General features: G+C 38.7%; 26 protein-coding genes and 3 tRNA genes. 16 read left to right on the forward strand and 13 right to left on the reverse strand.

Annotated features, from left to right (window positions below; genetic code table 11):
- Positions 1 to 45 precede the first annotated feature (45 nt).
- From truA to LBH49_00275, 5 genes are all read right to left on the reverse strand, one after another.
- On the reverse strand, positions 46 to 786 hold the full coding sequence (gene truA, locus LBH49_00255; protein MDR0351076.1) for a tRNA pseudouridine(38-40) synthase TruA: 741 nt from the start codon (positions 784 to 786) through the stop codon (positions 46 to 48).
- Positions 783 to 2,045: a signal peptidase I gene (lepB, locus tag LBH49_00260; GenBank protein MDR0351077.1), complete on the reverse strand. Its 1,263-nt coding sequence runs from the start codon at positions 2,043 to 2,045 to the stop codon at positions 783 to 785. The genes truA and lepB overlap by 4 nt, the downstream gene beginning before the upstream one ends.
- Positions 2,045 to 3,148, reverse strand: coding sequence for a Xaa-Pro peptidase family protein (locus LBH49_00265; GenBank protein ID MDR0351078.1), 1,104 nt, complete (start codon positions 3,146 to 3,148; stop codon positions 2,045 to 2,047). Before LBH49_00265 ends, lepB begins: the two co-directional genes overlap by 1 nt.
- Before the next feature lie 26 nt (positions 3,149 to 3,174).
- Positions 3,175 to 3,813 (reverse strand): hypothetical protein, encoded by a 639-nt coding sequence (locus LBH49_00270; GenBank protein MDR0351079.1) that lies wholly within the window; start codon positions 3,811 to 3,813, stop codon positions 3,175 to 3,177.
- 10 nt (positions 3,814 to 3,823) lie between these two features.
- Positions 3,824 to 3,908, reverse strand: a tRNA-Leu gene (locus tag LBH49_00275).
- Between the two features lie 186 nt (positions 3,909 to 4,094).
- Between LBH49_00275 and LBH49_00280 the strand changes: the two genes are divergently transcribed.
- The 8 genes from LBH49_00280 (at position 4,095) to LBH49_00315 (ending at position 10,874) form a co-directional block, all read left to right on the forward strand.
- The gene (locus LBH49_00280) at positions 4,095 to 4,355 is read left to right on the forward strand and encodes an acyl carrier protein (protein MDR0351080.1); all 261 of its coding nucleotides are present in this window, start codon (positions 4,095 to 4,097) and stop codon (positions 4,353 to 4,355) included.
- A gap of 7 nt (positions 4,356 to 4,362) precedes the next feature.
- Positions 4,363 to 5,634 (forward strand): beta-ketoacyl-ACP synthase II, encoded by a 1,272-nt coding sequence (gene fabF, locus LBH49_00285; protein MDR0351081.1) that lies wholly within the window; start codon positions 4,363 to 4,365, stop codon positions 5,632 to 5,634.
- The gene (locus LBH49_00290; protein ID MDR0351082.1) at positions 5,634 to 7,535 is read left to right on the forward strand and encodes a hypothetical protein; all 1,902 of its coding nucleotides are present in this window, start codon (positions 5,634 to 5,636) and stop codon (positions 7,533 to 7,535) included. The genes fabF and LBH49_00290 overlap by 1 nt, the downstream gene beginning before the upstream one ends.
- A 65-nt stretch (positions 7,536 to 7,600) precedes the next feature.
- Positions 7,601 to 7,685: transfer RNA gene (locus LBH49_00295), tRNA-Leu, on the forward strand.
- Positions 7,686 to 7,848: 163 nt separating this feature from the next.
- On the forward strand, positions 7,849 to 8,853 hold the full coding sequence (locus LBH49_00300; protein MDR0351083.1) for a rod shape-determining protein: 1,005 nt from the start codon (positions 7,849 to 7,851) through the stop codon (positions 8,851 to 8,853).
- Positions 8,854 to 8,891: 38 nt separating this feature from the next.
- Positions 8,892 to 9,653, forward strand: a complete 762-nt coding sequence (locus LBH49_00305; protein ID MDR0351084.1) for a rod shape-determining protein MreC — start codon at positions 8,892 to 8,894, stop codon at positions 9,651 to 9,653.
- Between the two features lies 1 nt (position 9,654).
- A complete protein-coding gene (locus tag LBH49_00310; GenBank protein ID MDR0351085.1) occupies positions 9,655 to 10,119 on the forward strand; it encodes a hypothetical protein in 465 nt (154 codons plus the stop codon).
- Positions 10,116 to 10,874, forward strand: coding sequence for a Nif3-like dinuclear metal center hexameric protein (locus LBH49_00315; protein MDR0351086.1), 759 nt, complete (start codon positions 10,116 to 10,118; stop codon positions 10,872 to 10,874). The genes LBH49_00310 and LBH49_00315 overlap by 4 nt, the downstream gene beginning before the upstream one ends.
- Positions 10,875 to 10,877: 3 nt before the next feature.
- On the opposite strand, the gene LBH49_00320 is transcribed toward LBH49_00315, so the two are convergent.
- From LBH49_00320 to LBH49_00335, 4 genes are all read right to left on the reverse strand, one after another.
- On the reverse strand, positions 10,878 to 11,792 hold the full coding sequence (locus LBH49_00320; protein ID MDR0351087.1) for an alpha/beta fold hydrolase: 915 nt from the start codon (positions 11,790 to 11,792) through the stop codon (positions 10,878 to 10,880).
- A gap of 11 nt (positions 11,793 to 11,803) precedes the next feature.
- On the reverse strand, positions 11,804 to 12,478 hold the full coding sequence (locus LBH49_00325; GenBank protein ID MDR0351088.1) for a site-2 protease family protein: 675 nt from the start codon (positions 12,476 to 12,478) through the stop codon (positions 11,804 to 11,806).
- 177 nt (positions 12,479 to 12,655) lie between these two features.
- On the reverse strand, positions 12,656 to 13,711 hold the full coding sequence (locus LBH49_00330) for a hypothetical protein (protein MDR0351089.1): 1,056 nt from the start codon (positions 13,709 to 13,711) through the stop codon (positions 12,656 to 12,658).
- Positions 13,712 to 13,720: 9 nt separating this feature from the next.
- The gene (locus tag LBH49_00335; protein MDR0351090.1) at positions 13,721 to 14,746 is read right to left on the reverse strand and encodes a hypothetical protein; all 1,026 of its coding nucleotides are present in this window, start codon (positions 14,744 to 14,746) and stop codon (positions 13,721 to 13,723) included.
- 139 nt (positions 14,747 to 14,885) lie between these two features.
- Here LBH49_00335 and LBH49_00340 point away from each other — a divergent pair.
- A tRNA-Val gene (locus LBH49_00340) sits at positions 14,886 to 14,962 on the forward strand.
- A gap of 136 nt (positions 14,963 to 15,098) precedes the next feature.
- Here the strand turns inward: LBH49_00340 and LBH49_00345 are convergent.
- The 4 genes from LBH49_00345 to LBH49_00360 all read right to left on the reverse strand — a co-directional run bounded on the left by LBH49_00345 (position 15,099) and on the right by LBH49_00360 (position 16,771).
- Positions 15,099 to 15,512 carry a hypothetical protein gene (locus LBH49_00345; GenBank protein ID MDR0351091.1) on the reverse strand — a complete coding sequence of 138 codons (414 nt, stop codon included), beginning with the start codon at positions 15,510 to 15,512 and terminating at the stop codon, positions 15,099 to 15,101.
- Between the two features lie 179 nt (positions 15,513 to 15,691).
- Positions 15,692 to 16,213 (reverse strand): hypothetical protein, encoded by a 522-nt coding sequence (locus LBH49_00350; GenBank protein MDR0351092.1) that lies wholly within the window; start codon positions 16,211 to 16,213, stop codon positions 15,692 to 15,694.
- A 91-nt stretch (positions 16,214 to 16,304) separates the two neighbouring features.
- The gene (locus LBH49_00355; GenBank protein MDR0351093.1) at positions 16,305 to 16,460 is read right to left on the reverse strand and encodes a hypothetical protein; all 156 of its coding nucleotides are present in this window, start codon (positions 16,458 to 16,460) and stop codon (positions 16,305 to 16,307) included.
- A gap of 125 nt (positions 16,461 to 16,585) precedes the next feature.
- Entirely contained in the window at positions 16,586 to 16,771 is a 186-nt protein-coding gene (locus LBH49_00360) for a hypothetical protein (protein ID MDR0351094.1), read from the reverse strand.
- A gap of 219 nt (positions 16,772 to 16,990) precedes the next feature.
- On the opposite strand from LBH49_00360, the gene tmk reads away from it, so the two are divergent.
- The 7 genes from tmk (at position 16,991) to LBH49_00395 (ending at position 22,152) form a co-directional block, all read left to right on the forward strand.
- On the forward strand, positions 16,991 to 17,620 hold the full coding sequence (gene tmk, locus LBH49_00365) for a dTMP kinase (protein ID MDR0351095.1): 630 nt from the start codon (positions 16,991 to 16,993) through the stop codon (positions 17,618 to 17,620).
- Positions 17,595 to 18,554, forward strand: coding sequence for a hypothetical protein (locus LBH49_00370; protein MDR0351096.1), 960 nt, complete (start codon positions 17,595 to 17,597; stop codon positions 18,552 to 18,554). Before tmk ends, LBH49_00370 begins: the two co-directional genes overlap by 26 nt.
- The gene (locus tag LBH49_00375; protein ID MDR0351097.1) at positions 18,511 to 18,933 is read left to right on the forward strand and encodes a CesT family type III secretion system chaperone; all 423 of its coding nucleotides are present in this window, start codon (positions 18,511 to 18,513) and stop codon (positions 18,931 to 18,933) included. Before LBH49_00370 ends, LBH49_00375 begins: the two co-directional genes overlap by 44 nt.
- Before the next feature lie 29 nt (positions 18,934 to 18,962).
- Entirely contained in the window at positions 18,963 to 20,156 is a 1,194-nt protein-coding gene (locus LBH49_00380; protein MDR0351098.1) for a hypothetical protein, read from the forward strand.
- Between the two features lie 174 nt (positions 20,157 to 20,330).
- Positions 20,331 to 20,666 carry a hypothetical protein gene (locus tag LBH49_00385; protein MDR0351099.1) on the forward strand — a complete coding sequence of 112 codons (336 nt, stop codon included), beginning with the start codon at positions 20,331 to 20,333 and terminating at the stop codon, positions 20,664 to 20,666.
- Between the two features lie 24 nt (positions 20,667 to 20,690).
- The gene (locus tag LBH49_00390; protein ID MDR0351100.1) at positions 20,691 to 21,146 is read left to right on the forward strand and encodes a hypothetical protein; all 456 of its coding nucleotides are present in this window, start codon (positions 20,691 to 20,693) and stop codon (positions 21,144 to 21,146) included.
- Between the two features lie 253 nt (positions 21,147 to 21,399).
- Complete coding sequence (locus tag LBH49_00395) at positions 21,400 to 22,152, forward strand: hypothetical protein (protein ID MDR0351101.1); 753 nt, start codon at positions 21,400 to 21,402, stop codon at positions 22,150 to 22,152.
- Positions 22,153 to 22,299 lie beyond the last annotated feature (147 nt).

Raw genomic sequence — 22,299 nt, forward strand, 5'->3', positions numbered from 1 at the left:
ATTGGATAGAATTTTTATTCACGATCAAGTCAAACCGAGGATATATTAATAATAGACTTTGTCTAGAAATAATCCTAAGGCCGGTGCAGTTACTATTTTTTCTTTTCGTTGTTTATCTGTAAAGCATTCCAGCACATAGTTTTGTGACAATGCGCCAATGCCTACCTCTACCATGGTCCCCACTATGGTTCTGACCATTTTGTATAGATAACCACTGGCTTCGGTGGAAAGTGTTATGTAGTTTCCTTGGCGTGAAAAAGATAGCGAATGCATAGTTTTTATTGTACATTCATTTTTATCATCTTTTCGTTTGGCTCCAAAGGCTATAAAATCATGACATCCAAGCAATGCTTGACCCAATGTATTCATTTTTTGGATATCTAATTTTTTGCTTTTCAATTCCCATAAAAACTTGTACTCGAATGGGTTAGCGATACCTTCTCGTAGGCGATATACATATCTTTTTTTTATGACGGAAAACTGGGCATGAAAATTATTTTCAACTTTTTGAATAGATTTTATGCTAATATTTTTTGGGAGCTTTGAATCAAGGGCGAGCAATAATTTATTTTCACCATGTTTCCAATCTGCATCAAAATGAAAGACTTGATTGTTTGCATGCACACCGGCATCGGTTCTTCCGCTGCCAAATATCCGGATATTTTTTTTAAAAATGTAAAAAAGCCATTGTTCTATTGTATCCTGTATAGTATTTTTGTTAGGCTGACTTTGCCATCCATGAAAACCTGTTCCGTCATAAGCACATACGCAACACCATCGGGTCATTTTGCCAATCCCCAGCGATGTGTAAATGGATACATTATAATGATTGCTTGTCCTACAATTTCTTTAGATGGGACAAACCCCCAATATCGGCTATCTAGGCTATTTGGTGAGTTATCTCCCAGCGCAAAATAATTTTCCGCTGGTACGATCACTTCTCGACCTTTTGCTAAATTGCCTCTTGCCACATAGCCTGGATAGTTATTTGTTTTTAACTTATTGTTATGGAAGGCCTTAGATCCAGTTATTTCGGTGCCATTTCTCATCAAGCCAGAATTTTCTATATGCAGCGCATCATGGGGTGTACCGACCAGTCGTTTTATATAGTATTTGTCGCTGTTAAGTGCTTTTATTTTTCTGGTTTTGAAGACGATCGGATCGCCGATTTTTGGGGGCATGAAATTGTACGCGAACTTGTTGACTATAAGCATATCTCCGGTTAGTATATCAAAGGACAATACTTCTTCACCTGCGTTCTTTTTTATTTCAGTGTTAAAAAACATTCGGTCATTGATCTTTACAAAAGAATTTTTGTTATTGTTTGCAATAATATCATGATAGGTAACGTTTTTATTAAAAAGCGCTTCGAGAACGACGTCATCCAATGAGAAATCAAGTGGAACTCGCAATGAAGAGGGTTTATTTCCCACAATGAAAGTATATTCTCGCAGTTTTGTTGGTAAAAGCCCGAACCATTTTCGTGCGTTAACTATTTCATAATCAATTACTCCGCCATAGGAACTGTCATGTCTTTTGTTTTTGGATTTTTTCATTAAAGGTACATATACAGTACCCGTAGATTGGGTTTTCATCGAATAGTTAATTGCTCCAAGAAATATAAATCTCTTAAGTCGTTCTAGTTTGCTTAACTTTTTGCCAGTCAACTCGAAAGTCATTCCGGCGTAGGTTGGCAGCATGGAATTTGTCGGTATTTTGAATGGCTGAAAAAAAAATGTCCGAATTCCCAGTGATAGGATGGCTGCAAACATCAATATTTCTGCGTTTTCTGCTATAAAACTTTGGGGAAATATGTCTCCTCCGATCAACTGCAATTTTTCCCTGTATTCTTCGCACATGATATTAAGTTCAGTATTACTTTTAGTGTTCGTGAGCAACAGGTTATGTCTTATTTCTTCCAATGTTTTTAATTGATCATCCGCTAAAACATCTCGGCGGTAATTATATATTCTTTTGGCTATTCCGCGTAGAAATTTTACTGAATCGTCCAAATTTTTTCTACTGACTTTCTGCAAAGATTTCATTATAATATCCAGTCGTAGTTAAAATTTGACAGCATTTCGCAGTTAAATTCTTTAATCACAATCACATCTTCTAGTCTAACTCCGCCGATATCCCTGTAATACAAACCTGGTTCAATCGTTACGACCATGTTGTTTTGTAGTGCGACATCGAGATTTCCAATGCCTGGAAATTCATGGACGTCTAAGCCGAGTCCGTGGCCAGTGCTATGAAAAAATCCTTCTGATTTGGCGTAATCTGTATGAAATTCTAGGCTGGCAAATAACTTCAAGTTGTTATTATGTATATACTTACAAGACGCGCCGGCCTTTGCATTTTTGATGCTATCGGTCTGGGCTTTTTTTACAGCGTTGTACATTTGGATTTGCGAGTGTGATGGTGTGCCTTTAATAAAAGTCCTAGTCATGTCTCCATGATAACCGGTGGTCATGACCTTTGGAAATATGTCTATTACTATGAACTGGTTAGCGAACAGTGGGCCTTTTCCCGGATTGTGTGGTTGGGCCGAATGCTTTCCGCAGGAAACTATGGTATTTTTGGCCACGGCCCCATTTTTTGCGCAAACTATTTCGATTTCCCTTCGCAGTTGGTTGGATGTTAACATATTGCCCTTGAATATCAATATATTATTATTATCCGGCATTGAGTCGGCAATTATTGATTGCGCTACATCCAGAGCTTTGGCTGTTATTTCACAGGCTTCTTTTATGTATCTAATTTCCTCAGATGATTTTATGGTACGCTCTTCGATAAATCGTTCTTGTTCGCAAAAAGATAACCTAGTGCCTTCGGATTTAAGTTTTACCCAAAGGCCAGCTGGAAAATCATAGGGCACGGACCATTTATCCACATCATACTTAGCGCCAAGGGTTTTTATTATCTCAGCCGGATCGCGATTTTTGCAAAGTACCTCGTCTATATTAATAATGTCATGAAAAGCCGAGTTTTTTTTCATATTTTCGAGTTCTAGTGAGTTTACCACAGCAATTTTTTGGCCATTTATTTCAAATGCAATAAATGGATCAGGGATAGCTATCTTACTCCAATATAACATATTAGAATTGCATTGAGAATTAGCGAATTGCAATTTTGCTGTAAACCCCATATTTTAAGCGAATGCTATAATAATTATCATATTTCCATTTCATTTCGAGTATCTTCCGCAATGGCCTTCCAATTACTGCCGAAATTTCCTGATATCACCTGTTCCAGTGCTGCCGCAGCATTTTTTATGTCTTTATTATGTTGAAAAAATCTAGCCAAAAGCATAAGTGCTTCTGCCCGAAGGCTTGAAGGTGCAGATCCATCCTGGCTTAGTTTCAGCAAATTTTGTTTACCCAGATCGATTTTCCCTGCCTTTATCAGCGATACGCATGCTCCGATGGCAGCCCTACTTCCTGGTGGAGAATTTTTTAGACTTATTCTGGCGTTGTTGTATCTATCGGCGGCCACGTCGAAGACTCCACTTTTGTAAGCCCTATCAGCTAGTTCCATAAACACAACACCACCAAGTTGTTTTGATTTATATTTATTCGCAAAATACAGTTTCTGTTCATCGGTTTCCAGTTTCATGAAGGCATTTTTCATAGCATTAATTCCACTATTATATATAACCATAGCTAGTCCTAGAATTGCTAACAGAACGCAACATGTTGCAATGCAGAGAGTTATTTGTTTTTTGTATTTATTAATAAGCATCCATGCCCTATCGCTTAGATCTGCTGAACAAAGCACTTCATCTATCAATTCATTACTCTTTGATTTTTCCATAATCTTGCGATGGTGCTCAAGAGGGGAGTCGAACCCCTATGCCTTTCGGCACTGCCGCCTGAAGACAGCGTGTCTGCCAATTCCACCACCTGAGCGCACTAGCGGGTAAACTTGAAATAACACGCCTTTTGTCAAGAAAAGTTGATTTATTTTTGCAGATTTGTGAAAAATTTTTATTTCTTTTATTTAAATTTTGGCCAAAAGTCGCTTGACTTATGAAAATTTTTATCATAACTATCCATCATATTGGTAAATTTTAAAACATTTTATTTATAGGTAATATGGCTGACAAGACTGTGGAGCAACGAGTTAAGGAGATTATTATTAATCAGCTTGGTGTGGGTGAAGACAGAGTAGTGCCTGAGGCATCATTTCTTGATGATCTTGGGGCGGATTCTCTGGATACGGTTGAGCTAATAATGGCTTTTGAAGATGAGTTTAAAACCGAACTGCAAGGGGAAATTCCGGAGTCCGATGCAGAGGGGTTGCAAACTGTCCAGGATGTCGTAGCCTATATAGAAGGTAAGTTGGATAAAGAATAGATTTCAGGTGTCGGAGTGTGATTCGAAATCTGTTAGAGACCTGCGGGTGGTAGTGACCGGGTTGGGGGCCATTACACCGTTGGGCTTTGGTGTCGATTCGCTTTGGAATTCTTTGATTTCTGGTCGTAGTGGAATAAAGGCCATAAAATCCTTTGATACGTCGCCATTTAATTGCCGAATTGGCGGAGAGATTGTGGATTTTGATCCGACTGAATACATGGATTATAAGGATGTCAAGCGGAATGACAGGTTTGTGCATTTTGCCGTGGCTGCAGCGCACGAAGCCATAGCGGATGCTGGGTTGTCGCTGGCCGATGAAGAGAAGTTGCGCGCTGGAGTGATGATTGGATCTGGCATTGGCGGGATGACTACCATAGAGTTTCAATCTGAAAAATTTCATACGGTGGGCCAAAATAAGGTTTCGCCGTTCATGATTCCGGCATTGATATGCAACATAGCTTCAGGGGTTGTGGCCATAGAGACTGGATTTATGGGGCCAAATCTATCGGTGGTGACGGCATGTGCTTCCGGAGCCAATTCTATAGGAGAGGCTTACAGCACGATGAAACTTGGCAAGGCCGAGGTGATGCTGGCAGGAGGCAGTGAGGCGGCACTAAATGCTCTAGGGTTTGCTGGTTTTTGTTCGATGAAGGCGATGAGTACTGGATTCAATGATAATCCTGCCATGGCCAGTCGGCCCTTCGATGCCAAGCGAGACGGTTTTGTGATGGGCGAAGGTGCTGGTTTGTTAATCCTTGAGACTCTGGAACATGCGAGTGCGCGTGGGGCAAAAATATATTGTGAACTGGCCGGGTACCATTGCACCAGCGATGCTTTTCATATAACTATGCCCCATCCGAAAGGTTTTGGTCTGGCGGAATGCCTCCGGTCTGTGATGCGTGAAGCTGCTGTATCGCAAGAAGATATTGATTATATAAATGCCCACGGAACGTCGACACAGTATAACGATAAATATGAGACTGTGGCGGTAAAATCTGTTTTTGGTGACCTGGCAAGTCAAATCCCGCTGAGTTCGACCAAGAGTATGACAGGTCATTTGCTTGGGGCGTCTGGCGGGGTGGAAGCCATTGCTTGTGTAAAGGCGATCCAAACTGGCCAAATTCCTCCGACGATAAATTACGAATTTCCCGACATAGAATGTGATTTGAATTACGTTCCAAATAAAGCACTTAGCAAAGAAGTGAAGGTGGCGATAAGTGAAAATTCTGGTTTTGGCGGCCATAATGTTGCTTTATTGTTCAAAAAGTTTTCAGGCTGATGATCGTCAGATTTTTATTGGGATTTGCTGGTATTTTGTTTGCGCATCTACCGCGATGGTTTGTTTCATATATATGTTCAATTTGCGGTGGGCTTCTTTATTATTTTCACCCATCGCGGCGTAAAATTTTATTGTCAAATCTAGATCATGCGTTTCCGAAAAAAAGTTTTCAATGGAAAAAAAGCATTGCCCGAACTAGCTGTGCAAGAACTGTCGAGCTTGGGCTATTGTCCATAACCATTCCGTGGTTTTCGAGGCAAAAACTAAAAAAATTTTTTTCTGTTGATGCCTCGGTGGATGCTTTAATTTCAGATGCTGAAAATTACAGTTCAAAGAAAAACACAGCGAAAATAATACTTGTCCCACATTTCTCTTCCATGGAAGCAATGACCACATTACCAGTACATTTATCTAATATAAAATTCTCAAAAATCGGCGTGATCTATAGGCCTTTTAGCCACGTCGATGTCGAGGCATATATAAAACATGCTAGAGGAAAATTTGGATTTGCATTATTGTCAAGAAAAAATGGCCTGTTAGCTGCAAAAAAAATACTGAAAAATCGCGGCATACTTGCGTTATTGTTCGATCAAAATGCCGGAAAAAATGGCCTATTGACTACGTTTTTTGGAAGAATTGCATCCACCACAGGTCTTCCGGATATTTTTCGTACTAAATTTAATACCAAAGTTTTTGTTCTGTTTTCCAAAAGAATAGGATTTTGGAAAAGTATTAGTAGCTTTCAACAGCTTGAACTGCAAGGTGATAGCAAATATTCTGTGGCATTTGCTATGAATCGTTGGCTGGAAAAAACATTGTCATCCAGCGATGAGGTTTGTGCGGATTGGCTTTGGATGCATAACCGATGGCATTGCCAAGATGATGCCAACACTTTTTTGCATATCTCGGCCAAGAGGATCGATGATCTGCATCTGATGGAGAAGAAAACTCGAATTTTCTTGAGGTTGCCCAATTGGCTTGGTGATGTGCTGATGGTGTTGCCGGTAATAAAAGCCATATCTTGTTCGCGCAAAGACGCTTGTGTGACAATAATTGCCAAGGCGCAATTTTGCGAACTGCTCAAATATCTTTGCATTGGCGACAATCATATCCCATTGCCAAAGAAAAATTTTCTGTATTTTTATAGAATTTTTCAGCACAGAAGATTATTTCCAGACTTTTATATACTGCTCACGAATTCCTTTCGTGGAGATTTGGAGGCAAAAATAATTGGCTGTGCGAAAACCTTTGGGATGGTCGTCGGCGGTGGATTTCGTCCACTCCTAACCGATGGATGGAAGGTTCCGGAATCTCTCTCCTCGGCCAGAGTTCATCAACGGCTAGTGATCCAGAAGTTCTTCGAGGCGATGGGACTTAACGCTCATATGGATTTAGCGCCGTGGCGAAACAAACCTGAGAAAGATAAAAAAATAGCATTGATCTGTGGCAGCGAAAATTTTCCTGCTAAAAGATGGCCGGTGCAAAAATGGTGCAAATTAGTGGATGTGTTGTTGGAAAAATATTGTGGCTACGAAATTTTGTTGATCGGTACCGATGCAGATGGACAAATAGCTGGAGCTATAAAGAATGATTTCCAAAAAAATCGTGCTGTAACAAATTTAGCCGGAAAGACTTCGTTGACGGAATGTTTGGAAATATTGGCCGCCTGCGCAGTGGCCGTTGGCAACGACACCGGTGGTATTCATCTGGCCAACATGGCTGGTTGTCCGGTGGTGGTGGTCTATGGCCCGACGAATCCTTTGCGGACTGGTCCAATTTTTGCTAGCCCAATAAAAATTTTGAAAAAATCAGAAGATTTGGTAATCTCTGCAGATATATCGACGGTCGATGTCAGCGATGTCGTTGCGGCAGTTGAAGATGTGATTCATAAATGGCAATGATAATGGTTTTGATAGATTTTTATCGACAAAGCTATGTTCCAATTTAGGGTTCAGTAAAAGCGGATGCTCAGGTGGTGGAATTGGCAGACACGCCAGACTTAGGATCTGGTGCCGCAAGGCGTAAGGGTTCGAGTCCCTTTCTGAGCACCACACAGGTTTTGTTTTTAGGTTTTTTATGCTTTTTATATTTTTTACTCCAGAAATATGTTTGCAAAGAGCTAAAAATCCTTTGTAGTAATTCTGAGAATATTAGGTTTGCTGAACCGGCTTATAGATGAGGTTGTTGCAAAAATTTAAAAACAACATTGGGAGGATGCTTGGATTTCTATCCCATGACATAGGTATTGATCTTGGCACCGCTAATACCCTGGTTTTTGCCAAGGACCGCGGTATCATAATTAGAGAGCCAAGTGTTGTGGCTGTGTATACGAACTCGCGGCGGGTGCGGGCCGTTGGGCTCGATGCGAAGCGCATGTTGGGCCGAACGCCTGGTAATATTACTGCCATAAGGCCGATGAAAGATGGCGTCATTGCTGACTTCGATGTCACCGAAGCCATGCTACGCTATTTTATAAATAAGGCATCGCGCAGTGTGAAGTTTATCCCTCCGCGGGTTGTGGTTGCGGTGCCGTCGGGCATAACCGAGGTAGAGCGTCGGGCTGTGAAGGAGTCCGCCATCCATGCTGGTGCACGGGATGTTTTGTTATTGCAAGAGCCTGTGGCAGCGGCAATTGGAGTCGGTTTGCCCATAGATGAACCGGCGGCAAGCATGATCGTTGATATCGGCGGCGGCACCACCGAAGTGGCGATTCTATCGCTGAGTGGCGTTGTATTTTCCCAAAGTATCCGCATTGGCGGCGATGAAATTGACGATTCAATCATTGCCTATGTCAAAAAAATGTACAATTTGGTGATTGGCGAGAGAACGGCCGAAGATATAAAAATTCGGATTGGTTCGGCTGCGCCGCTGGACAATGAGCTTGATATGTTGATCAAGGGTCGAGATGCCATCATTGGGTTGCCGCGCACCATAAAAATAACTTCAGAAGAGGTCCGCGAAGCCATAACTGGTTCTATCCGAGGGATTGTCGAGATTGTGAAAACGGCGTTGGAAAAGTGTCCGCCGGAGTTATCGGCGGATTTGGTCGATCGAGGCATAGTTCTCGCCGGAGGTGGATCGATGATTCGGCAATTGAATAATGCGATAAGTAATGCAACCGGTTTACCTGTAGTAGTTTCCGATGATCCATTGAGTGCCGTTGCCAACGGAACAGGCACCGTGTTGCAGGATTTAGGTCTTTGGTTGGACGGAGAGTGAGATTCGCGAGGCAGTGCAGTGTCCTGGGAGTTATTGGAATGGGCTGTGTTGGTTGGTGGATCTTTTCGTCTATTATCAACTTCGATGTCAATAGTTTGCTGAACGTCAGGACCTGGTCGATTTGCCTGACATCAAAGCTGGATACACTGCTAGATCCGCTTAGAATTCGTCGATTGCCGAAGGATAAGTTGCTCAATTTAGCGTTAGATTTGTATAGTAAGGATTTGGAGAAGAATGAGTTGAGCGTTAAATGTGCCGAGCTAAAGCTAGAGAATGTCAGGTTGCGGGAGTTGCTTGGCTTGAAACCTCCATCAAAGCACAAAGTTGTTTATGCCGAAGTGATTCGCCGCGACGCTTCGGCCTGGTGGGATCGACTGTGGATAAATAAAGGCAAAGCTGATGGACTAAGCATCGGCGATGGAGTGGGTTACATCGGCGGCATTGGTGGAAAAATTTCAGAAATTTTCGAGACCAAGGCAGTGGTTGAACTTTTGACCAGTCCAAACTTTAGGATAGCTGTTCAGCTGGCCGGAGATTCCAGGCCGTTTATTTACTGTGGGACGAAGCATGTTAGGTTTAAAAGAGTTGGGAAACTTTCTGATCTGCCTCAGGATTTGTTTGACATCAAAGAGACAAAAGTTGTCAGCAGTGAAATGAGCTCGAAGTTTCCTGGAAATTTGTTTGTTGGGCGACTGACGAAAAAAATTCATGGCAATGGCATTTATTTTGATGCTGAATGCGAGATTCCTAACTCATTGAAGGACTTGCGTGAAGTAATGATTTTTGTAAACCCAAAATAATATGCTAGGTCCTAGGCAGGGAAATTTTCTTCCGCTTTACGGTGGGTCAGGTGCGAAAAATGGCAAAGTTAAGCAGCATTTGTCGATGCTATTTTTTGCTCTGTGGGCAGAAATTTTAGCAAATTTTATGGGGCATAGATTTGGCCTCAGGGCATTTATATTTTGCCCATGGGCCTTTCAATCTGCCTTCGAAATCTTTGGAAAACCCATAGGAATCCTTACGGCGACGTTGGTCTGTGGTCTCTATGCCAAGGCCATCGGTTTCACCTTCTGGATCGATCACTATCTTGCTTCATTACTTACCAATTTATTGTTTCTTATGTGCCCTGTTAGGAAGATGTTAGTGTTTGTTTATATGGTCGCACTTTATCTATTTTCTGGGCCCTGCGATGGCTGGCTGTTTTTCCTGGATAGCATTTATTCATTTGCAATATTTTCTTTGGTTATGAAACTCGAGAAATCATGAATGTTGCTCTGGAAGAGATTGTAAGTTATTGTAATAAAAGGCTTAGCATCGATGGTATGTTCGACTATCCCAATGCATTTAATGGTTTGCAGTTCGGGAATTCAGGGAAAATTTCTAAAGTGGCATCCGCTGTCGATGGCTCGTTGGAATCGATTCGCCTGGCCAGAGATGTCGGAGCAAACCTATTAATGGTGCACCACGGGCTATTCTGGGGTAAATCCATACCGGTGATTGATGAGGTTTATGTCAAATATAAGGTCTTAATGGACAATGATATAGCTGTTTATAGTGCTCATTTACCGCTGGATGCTCACCAGGAGATTGGCAATAACGTCCTACTGGCCAATGAACTAGGCCTGAAAGTTTCAAGCTTCGAGAATCTAGGTTTTCATGATGTGAAAATTGCTGCTGTTGTAAATGAACAAATTGATCGAGAAGAGCTTGCGCATAGGCTGGCAAATAAATTTAAATCGATGGTTAGCCTGGAATTTGGGCCGAAGACAGTGAGGAAATTGGCGATAATTTCCGGTGGCGGAGGTCAGGCTATCCCGTCTTTGCGCAGTCTAGGCATCGACACATTTATCACTGGAGAATGTAGACAACACAGCTATTCTGAGGCCTATGAGCACGACTTAAATGTTTATGTATGTGGACATTACGCTACAGAACGATGGGGGATTATAGCCCTGGCCGATGAGCTATGCAGTGCATTTTCTCTGCCCCATGTTTTTGTGGAAACTTCCTGTCCGCTGTGAAATCTAATTATATGTGAATGTGTTTTGTTTCTTATTTCTCAGCAAAAAATTCCTTATGGTCGTCATTCCCAAAGCCTTAGAGTCTTCTAACACGTAGTGACCGCAGTCATTTAATTTTATCACATGAGGATCCTCAAACGCATCTATCCAGGTTTGTAAAAAGGATTCGGTGAAACAGAAATCTTGCAGGCCCCATAGGATAAGCGATTTCTTTTTTCGTAGTAAATGAAGATTTTGGCTTATTTTCATCAATGTGGCCCAGGATCTGTGGTTAGGATCCATTGGTATGTCTTGCACAAACCGCAACGTGGCAATCCGATTGGCTTTGGAATTATATGGATAGAGATAACATTTGCGGACTTCGCTGGTTACCGGATACCTAAGAGACATATAGCTTGATCCAATGGCAAATAGGTTAAACCTAAGTATGAGAAATTTTGCGAGCCATGATGTTCTGCAAAAATTTATTCTTTTCGGTATCTCCTTGGACGGGAACGCTGCTCCATTCATTATTGTGATGGTTTCAATGCGTTCTGGCCATCTTTCAGCAATCGCCATGCCTATGGCACAACCCCAATCATGCATCACCAAATGAAATTTATCAAAATTTAGACTTTCCGTAAGATCGCAGGCATTGCGTATGTGATTATCTAAGCAATAGTCATATTTTTGTGGCTTATCGGATAATCCGCAGCCCAGGTGATCAAAGGCAACGCACCGAAAGCTACTATGCATGGTTTTTACTAACTCTCGGAAATAGAAAGACCAAGTAGGATTTCCATGGAGCATCAATACTCCCTCACCTCGGCCCTCATCCACATAGTGCAGTCTGTGTCCATTCTCATTGACAAAAAAATTATTATAAAAGGGATATTCCTCTTTTAAATACTTTGGTAAATTTAATTCAAACATTTTCATAATTTATGTAATTAACCAGTGAAATAAAATAATATATCTCCGGCAAAACCGACGATCATACTGCTTATATAAATAATGTGCCAAAATATGTAATTTATGATATGGCCGAAAAGAATACGAAACTGTTGCATGTTCACCAATATAAACAAGGCCAAGTAAGACCAGTGAGCTACAATAATAAATGTTTCTTCTCGCATATTTATTAGATATCTAAGTAAATGTGAACCATCCAGTGGTGGCAAGGGTAAAAGATTAAAAACTGCTATGGATATGTTGATTATAATGGCAAACTCGAGTAATTCTCCAAGATTGGAATTGTACCTCATCATAGGCAAACAGCTGATAATCGCGAGAAAAATGGCAGTAATGAGGTTAGACAATGGTCCGGCCAAGCTGGTGCATATATCCCCCAATGCTCGGTGTTTAAAGTTATAAATATTTACTGGCACCGCTTTTCCCCAACCAATGATAGATATGCCGTTGGGAACCATCACCATGAGCAATGGGATGAAAACACTGCCAATCCAGTCCAGGTGTGCAATTGGATTTAATGTAAGCCGACCATAGTCCTTAGCTGTGTGGTCACCAAACAAATAGGCAACCAAAGCATGAGAAAATTCATGAATACTATTGGATAAAATAAACAGCAAATAACAGGCGATTGATTGCTGTATAGAAAAATTCATCTATTCCTATGGAACTGATGATTCATTAAAAATCAACAATAACTTACAGTTTTGGTCTTTTAATGTAAAAAATTCTACGAATAGGTGTTATTTTTCTGGTAATCAATCATTGTTATCCTCATTCTCAGAGACACTATCGGTTGAATCTTTTTTCTTTGTAAATATCTGAAATGATGGCTAGTTATTTATTGTACATTTAGAGCTATCTTTACAGCTATCATCGGTATAGATATTTGGTGATTCCTCTTCGTCATTGCCTTCCATGTAGTTGCTATCTTCATCGCCGAAATTCTCATCGGATGTGCTATTATTGGCACTGCCTTCGCTATCTTCGGCATTCAGCCATTGGGTAATCTTATTAATGGCACAATTAAAGATTTCTTGAACATCAGCATTTGTAGTGGAAGGTAGACAGAGTATAAGATCATAGAGTTCATAATGAACGATAATACTAATTATTTTTCCAATAAATTTCACCAATACACCTATGTCCGGCGCTTCAGAAAAATTTAGTATATCAATGGAATTTGGCGTTTCGGCAGAATTTGGCGTTTCGGCAGAATTTATGGCATAAACAATCTGATAAATTGACCATGTAATCACTGCAGGACATCTATATTCTGGATCAAATATTCCGAGCGTTCCTGTATCCTCGCCTTCGGTTTCATTACTCGATAGATTGATCAATTGTGATCTTAATAATGCTGCAGGTATATGTAATTTATTCATAAAACGATTCATAAAATTTTTCCATTTTTCAGATATTAAATTATATTCTTCGATTAACCAGTTTGTTACATTAGGATCATAGCGACAGCAAATTTCGTTCCATATGTAAAAAAGACGCAGCACATCTTTACAAATTGCAGTATCATTACTGACTAAGGTAGTGCTATTAATGCTATTGTTAATATTATTTTCTATTTTATCGAATAAGTTTTTGAGGAAACCAATATTTCGTGAATTTAAGGCGGATTTGGTAATACTTTTTATAATGATTTCGAGAGAAATATATTCATTGTCATGGGATAAATAGAACTGCTGGTGGCCGATGGGGATATTATATTTTTGCTTATCCAGTAAATTTTCGAAAATGGACAATTCGGTTGTCGCAGTTTCTTGTTCCTGAGATTCTCCTTTGTCATCGGCATTATCGCCACCATGACTATTAATAAACAAGCCGCCAAATAAAATTTGGCAGCTAAGAACACTAGTTAAAACTATTTTTTTCACGATAATTTATTAATCCTGAGGCCCATCAGCTTGAATGGAACTATTTTCAAGCGAAGTATCTTTCAAATCATTATATATTTCATAAAATGTTTTTCCAGAATCGGTTTTTTTGGCTTCGATAAAGAATGCTTTATTTTTAGCTGACTTTTCGATTTTTTCGTGTATTTCTTCCATATTTTGTAATATTTTACATAAATCTTCATCTGATGCATTTTTATTATAGGTAAATTTATTCAACCAATCTATACAATACAACAGCATCTGATTATCGTTTAAAGAAGTTGTTTCATTGGCAGCTTTATTCAGCCAGAATGATATGAGCTCAAAGATGGAAACTAATTTGTTTTTAGGATCTGATAAAAATTCATTCAATATTGGTATAATATTTTTGCACGTATCTTTAAAATTATCATCAGCATATTTGATTACATTGGCACCATTTATTAAATCCATTATTAAACATGCATAGCCACCAATTTTAGCTATCTGCCCATCGTCTAAATTCTCCATTGTGCATAGTTTTTCTAATTTTTGGAGCACATCGAGAATGATATGTAACACACTTAGTACCACATTTTTATCCGAATTTTTGTCGTCTATTTTATTTTTAATTTCTTCCACGAGAGCAGAAACGTTTTCAATGTAGGCATTCACATCATTTATAGACGTTTCATCATTATCTGTAAGTTCTTCGATCTGAGTATTCCGATCTAAATCTAGTGCTTCTGCTGATAAATCTAATGCTTCTGCTGATACAGCCTGTGCGGCATTTAATTCTCCTTGATTTTCAGCGACTTCATCCGATGCGGCATTCAGTTCTCTTTGATTTTCAGCGGCTTCATTTTCAATTGGTTGTACCACTATTTCTATGATCATTTCTTCATTTACTTGTCTTCGAACAGTTGATTCAGTATCATTGCCTTCTATTATATTAATATTATTTATATAATCTTTTGCAGATAAATTCCATGGTAGAAATGAAGAGCACAGTGTCCCAACCAAAGCCAATCTTTTTATAATAATTTCATTTTTCATAAGTCGTCTCCTATTTTTGCGTTATATCGACGAACGTCAAGCCTATGATTTATGTTTTTTTTACAATTATATAAAATTCAAGTTTGTAGACCTTTACCATTGACAATTATTTTAGCTTTTATGCACTAAATGGTGTTTTGGGGGATTAGCTCAGCTGGTTAGAGCATCTGCTTCACACGCAGGGGGTCGGTGGTTCGAGTCCACTATCTCCCACCAGTGTGATGAATTTTGTAAAAAAAGTAAAATTCAATGTATTTGTCCTTGGTCAGCCTCTCAAATTCTTTGCTAAATTGATTGTTTTTGTTGCTAGGCTTTAGCTTTTCCTGTCCACAGCATTGGTGCTAAAAATTGCTTATTTATTGATTTTTGATGAAGTGGGTATCAATTTTTTAGCTCTGGTTTTATTCGTAGATGGTTTTCTGCGGCTATCCAATTTGAGGAAGGAAGTTTTCTTTGGCGAGGATTTTTTTCTAACTTGTGGTTTTTTAGGGTTTTGATAGCTATGTTCTTGAGAATAAAATGGATCTGGCAAAAAGCCCACTTCATCAATTTCTTCGGCAACTTCGTCGATGATGCAATCATTATCTATTCTATTGTAATAGTGGTGTAGCTCAAGAAATGGCCAATGGATTCTATCATTATTATTATAATCGCTGATTTTCATGCATTCGCGATAGGCCAGGATTAATATGGTGGCTGCATTTCTTGCCGTGGTTTGCTTCTTTGCAGAGAGATATGCATTGGCCATGTTTTTTCTATTTTTCACGGAATAAACAGTGCTGTCGAATTCGAAGGCGGAAATCATTGGGCATAGAACAGCCATTACCAATATTGCCAAAACGCTCAGCAGCTTAGTTATAATTGAGTGTAATTTTATTGCTCCATTGGGTCAATGCCATTAATGCAGGTATGAATAATACAGTGGGCTTTGGTGAGAATTTTTTTTTAATCATTAATTAACAATTTATTCATAACATATAGTATATCTTCGCTTTGCAGTACTTCTTTTTCATTATTTTTTTCCTTTTGGTGTATTTTTTTCTGTTTAAGTAATCTCTTTTTTTTGTTTCTATTTTTTGCCATGGCCTTCTGTTGGGCGGTGGCACTTTCATTTTCATAAAAATTATCCTGTTGATCGAGCATGAATTCACTTTTTTCTATTTTTTTAGCAACTTCGTAGATAACATTATTGGAATATAAGGAATTGAAATAATCATTTTGGTTAAGAAACTTAAATTTACCATGCCTAGTGGATCTATTGTTATTGGCTTGTGTGTATTCACGGAAGCCGAAGACCAGCAAGGTGGCTGCATTTTTTGATGTCTTTTGTTTGCTGGCTATTTTGTATAGGTCATACATGTCTTTCATGCATTTAATATTGTAAGTTTTTCCATAAAATTCGAATCCGGAGGCAGATAGACTGATGCTTATCAATCCTAATATACTTATTATTAATGTTTTATTCATATTTTTTTAACAATTTAATATGAATCAAATGTCAAATTTTTTAGCCATTATTTTTGGCTGTGGCAGATAACTTATATCCGCTTTGTAATTTTTATTCTTCGATTCCATTTTTTTTCTTACATTCTTTCTTTGGTTTACGCAATGGCGCTTTTTTTATGTTTTTCGTCCTAACTCTAGTTTTGGTAGTGATATTTTCATCCATATCGCTATCTTTTTTTTGATTGATAATAAAATTTTCTTTCTTCATTTTTTCCATAACCTCATTTATGCCTTTTCATCAGCCATTATACAATGATCATCGTCATTATGAAGATCAAGGAAAGGCAATGATTTTACATTAAAAATTTTGTAGTCGACGGCCTTCATGTATTCTCAATGGGCCAAAATTAGCATGGTGGATGCATCCTTTGTGCTGCTTTGGCTATGGGCAATTTCGTACATATACTGCATGTTGCCTATGGTTTTAACTTTGTAAGCGATGCCATTAGGTCTGAATATGAAGGTAGATAGATGGATGCTCATTAGGCCTAATATGCTTATTGTTAATAATTTGTTCATGATTTTTGTTTATTTGGCCTATGAAATTGCTAGATCAATGGCATTTGTGTTATTTGGGCCAATGGATTACGTTTTTTTATAGATTCAATGCTAGAGAGTTAAGTTTGTAGTCCTAGGTTTTTTACATTTACATCAGGACGCTTGGCCGCAAAATAAATTGTGGTATTTCCATGTTTTTTAATTGAAGAAGATTTGAATTTAGCCAGTGGATTATTCGCTATGCGGTTTGATGGAAAATTCATAACCCTAGAAGGGATAGAAGGCACCGGCAAGTCGACTCAAATGTCATTTATTGCGAAAGAGTTATCCGGGCGAGGTCTGGATGTGCTAACTCTTCGAGAGCCGGGTTGTACGAAGATCGGCGAGAAGATCAGGAATCTATTGCAATATGATGAGGAGTGCGGCCATATGTTGCCGGAGACAGAGTTGCTCCTTTTTGAAGCTAGCAGAGCCCAATTGGTCCGGGAAGTGATTACTCCGGCCCTTGGCGCAGGTTCCTGGGTTGTTTGTGATAGATTTTTCGATTCCACCACGGCCTATCAGGGGGCCGCCAGGAAATTGCCCATGCCCATAATTGAATCTTTAAATTCTTTTGCAGCAGATGGTTGTGTGCCAGATATGACGATCATCTTCGATATGGATCCGGCATTGAGTTTAGGACGCTTGGTTGGCCGAAACGTTGATTTGGATAGAATAGAGACCGAGGATTTGGGATTTTTTTCGTTGATTCGGAAAAAATATCTCGAGATGGCTAAGGATGATGGTAGATTCGTGGTTGTAGATGCATCCGTAGAAGCAGATACGCTTAGCAAAAAAATAATTGATGAAATCACGAGAAAATTTTTTTAATCTGGAAATCGGAAAAAATGTACTATCCATCGATCCGGATCGACTGGCCCAGGCGGTGATAGTTCATTGCGATGATATGTATTCTGCTATAAAAGCTTCTAGACAAATGGCCGAAGCTTTGCTTTCGGCGAGGTGCCATAGTAATCCTGATCTGTTTGAGCTTAGGCCCATGGGTAAAGGAGGCTTGATAAAGGTCGAGCAGGTCAGAGGCTTGATATTAGAGCTACAGAAATCGCCCTATTCTTCGAAGCGTAAGGTGGCGATTATCTATGAGGCCGATCGACTGGGAGCAGCTTCATCGAATGCATTGTTAAAAACCTTAGAAGAGCCGCCGATGGATTCGTCCATCATTTTGGTTACTGGAAAATATTTTAGTTTGCTAGCCACAGTGCGAAGTAGGTGTGGATTAATTCGGCTGCCTAAGGATTCTGATATGATTGTTAATAGATGCCTTATTCAGTGGCTTGATGGAATTTCTGATTGGGTTCGTTTATTGATCCAAGGAAGGCTATCATTGGAAGCCGGAATTGTTCATTGCTATCTGATTATTGATCAATTGGAAGAAGTTTTGGATTCTCTGGTGAAAGAATTTGTTAAAGGAAATAACCCTTCTACTCTTTCTGCTTCTTTTACTTTTTCTGATGGAGAAGATGTCGATAATGTCGCTGGAGATCAGCTAAAAATAGCCCAAAACAAAGTTTTTTCTGCGATGGAAATCCGATTATCTGAAATTTTTTATGCCATTGGAAATAATAAATTATTGTCAAGCTTCATAAAAGTCATAGAATCTCTAGAAAATGCTGCAAGAGCTACTGAGATGAATAGTAGCATGGCCGGAGCTCTGGAAAGCGTTTTATTATTGTGTTTAAAATACTTAGCCGAGGTAGGATATGACGAATGCGAGGTTTCGAGAAATAGTTCAGACATGGCTTGATTCCATAAATAATGTAAAAAACGAAGAGTTTACCATCGATGATACTGGTAGGTGTAAATTTTTTTTCAGAAATATGGAGTGCATTTTGGAAGTCCCCGATGGTAGCGACAGATTTTTCATATATGCGCCGCTGATGGAGGTGCCGAGCAATTCAGATGGACTATTATATTACGCGTTATCGCTGAATTTGTTTCAAATAGAAACCGTGGGTACGACTTTAGCCATCGATAGGTCGGCAAATTTTTTCGTACTGTCCTATCATGCCCTGATATCATCCATCGACTCTGAGAAGTTTCAAAAGCTGCTTGGGGCTTTTATTCATACTGCTCAAGCCATTAGTAAAAAACTGTTTAAAGAATGTAAACGCCAATCTGCCTAGAAAATTTGACTGGCTATGGAGGTAATGTTATGAGCGAAATTAATAGAATATGCCAAAATATAAGAAATCTGAAAAATACCGCAGCTGTGGGCCATGGTGAGATGTGTGGAAAAATTAAGATTGATACTAATGAGGTAACAGTTTCAGTCAAACAGAATTCGAAAGTTGCGGCATTTTTCAATAAAAAATTTAATACGACCTTTGGTATAAAATATTCTTTCGTTGCTATTGACGGTAGGAAAAGTAAGTCACTTACAAAAAAACAGGCTATGGAAATGTCGTCACAGGTTGTAACCCAAGGTAAAGTTATAGGCCTAATTGATAAATATGAAAACACTTCAGATCATAAATCTAAAAGTGAAATTATGGATCAATTATCGGCAGAATATGAAGCATTAAGTAAAATTGAGCCTAAATCTAAATTGCAAAACGATACCATCAATAAGATAGTGGATTTTATTAAACCTATAGCATATGAAATGACTACAGTTGGTTTTGCGGCGCAATATGCGACAAAACCAGAGGTTTTTAAAGCCTTAATAAAGCCAGGTGAATATCCTTCGATAGATAGGCTTGTCAGTAAAGGAATAGGCGAGGAGGAAAAGCCTATTGAGATTGGTGAATATATGGATGCAAATAGTATGTATGATGCATATGATAAAAGGTCTGTTACATATGAAGGTAAAGAGATTACAGCTTACTATTGCTATAAAAAAGAGCTATTGGATCCTGACTCCAAAGCACTGCCAAAGCTAGTTTTAGATACTTCGTGTGAATTAGAAAGTATTGACCATCAAAGCGGGAAATTAATAAGAGGGAGGAAAACTGATAAAAACAAGGAAGGAATGCTAGCAAAAGATGTTTTGTCTGGTTTTGTTGAGATATATAAACGTGCCGAGGATTCGACAGAAAAATCTATAGAACTGGCTAAGATAGCAAATTCCATTGATCATTCACTTCAGCAACATGTAGTGTATGGCAAACCTGCAAATGTTTCTGCTACAGTGGCCCAATATGTTACTAGGCCTGTGGAATATAAAAAGAACGGAATTAAGCATATCGCAGAACAGATGCGAAATTTGTGCAAAGAGGTTGGAACCGAAAGAGGCTTTACGAATGATGAAAATGCCACAATTAAAAAAGTAGCTGAAATTATTGGCCAAGATGCAGTTGATAAAATTATAGATGAAGAAATTTCAAAGAAAAAGGAAGTGCCATTGTGAGATCATTGCAAAATTGCCATCATCTGGCGATTATCATATCTCGCCAATGATTTATATTTGCACAATTTATGCAAAATTATAAAATCTATGTAGAGCAGAGAGATAATTTGCCTTCCCAGTGGAATGTAAACGTCAACCTGCTTAGAAAATTTGACTAACTATGGAGGTAATATTATGAGCGAAATTAATAGAATAAACCTAAGCCAAATGATAAGAAATCTGGGCAATGCTGCAGTTAAAGGCAGTGGTAAGGAGGTCAAGCAGTCCATTAGGTTTAAGACTAATGAGGGTGAGACTAAGAAGGCTAGTATGGTAACAATTTCAGCCACGCAGAGTTCAAGAATTGCGGCATTTTTTAATAGAAGATTTGGTACGACCTTTGGCGTAAAGTATTCCTTCGTTGGTCTTGACAATAGGAAATGTGAGTCACTCACGGCGAATCAGTTAAAAAATGAATTTAAAAATGAAGTGAATAATTTTAAACAAGATTTAAAGACGGAAAACCAATAAAATACAACAAAATTAAATATGCCTATGAATGATCTTCATAGTTATATGAATAACAGCCATAGAAGAATTATTCACATGGAGCGTTCTGTCACTGCTATTGTAAATTTTTTAGAAAACAATGGTGTAAGGCAAATAGATAAAGAACGGGGTTATGATATTGGGAAAGAATGGGCTCAGAATTCGATTAGAACTGTATTTGATGCTGAAGAAGGAAATAAAATTATTAATGGAATAATAGAAAATCAGTACATCAGTAAAACGGAAGAATGCGCATTAGCGGCGCTAAAAGATATAAACAATGAGCTGACTAAAATTCAGAATATGCTGAACTCTCAGCCGATTGGAGATGAAAAAAATGTCGTCATTCAAATTAAAAGCGGCTCTGGATGGAATCGTACTATTCTGGTTGGGAATGCGGCTGAGCTGACCAATAAAAATATTAAACATTGCAAGGAAATTTTGAATAAATATAACATCTGACAATGCGGGCCAGCATGGCGAGATCATTGGCTAGTAAATTGCTAAACATCATAGAGATTCCATAATTTCTAAAAAATGAATTGATACAATTTTCCTTGCAAAGAGGCTGTAAAATCATAAAATAAAAAAAGTTTTAGGGTCCATCGGAAGCATATTTTAGGGATAAATAGTTAACCGAAAAATTTTTAGGAAATCCCTGATTGGATATCGGTCTGCCGTTGACCTGTGGTAATATTATAAACAGGAGGATAGGATGAAAGATGTCGACACAAACTCTCTCAAGTCAAATAAAGGTAGCAATGAAGCTAGCCAAATGACAATGAATAAAGATAGCGAGAAAATAATCAATGCTAAGGTAAATAATGACGTGGGCAAAGGGAATACAAATGGTGTAAATGTTTCTGTAATAAAAAATGGCAACATTTTTCAACGAATTGTTAATGGAATTTTCAAAACAGATTTCGGCGTAAAATATAATCTAACCAAAATTGGTTTTAATCGTGCGAAATATAATATCAGCAATGTTAAACTTAGAGATAGAAATATAAATGTGTTTAACAAGGTGGCTGTGAATGTGACTGACAAAGAGACATTGGCTAATGAAATGACGAAGCTCATGAAGAATAAACTAAAAACCCAGGCAACAGCCCAATCTAAATTAACGCCAGAGCAGGCAAAACAAAAATTTATAGAATTCTCGAAACGGAATTGCGTTGGGCTAGATAAACTAAAGATGGAGAATGATGTGAATGCCTTTATGAGAGAATACAATGAAGATTATTCTTCCGAAGAGGCGCAATACAAATTGGTCAAAATCCGTAATGAAGTTTCCAGGGAAATGAATATATTGAAAACAATAATGGAAGCCATGGATGGTATGAAAAAAAATGATGCTTTATATTTCCATAAATACCAAGTCCAGGCCAGTAAGCTTGTCAGTCGACTAGAAGAGATATCTGCGGAAATCAATAATATGATGAATCTGAGTTTTGCTAGCAAAAAATAATGATTTGCTGGTTGCATTACAAAGCATTATCCTAGAAGATGTTTGCTATCGGGTTAGGCCATGAAGGGTTTGGGATGTGAAATTTGGCCAGACTCAGAAGCAGAATCAAAGGTAAATTTCTCTTGATTTAGATAAGGAAAGGTCGAA

This window comes from Puniceicoccales bacterium (assembly GCA_031255005.1).
Lineage (GTDB): Bacteria > Verrucomicrobiota > Verrucomicrobiia > Opitutales > LL51 > JAIRTH01.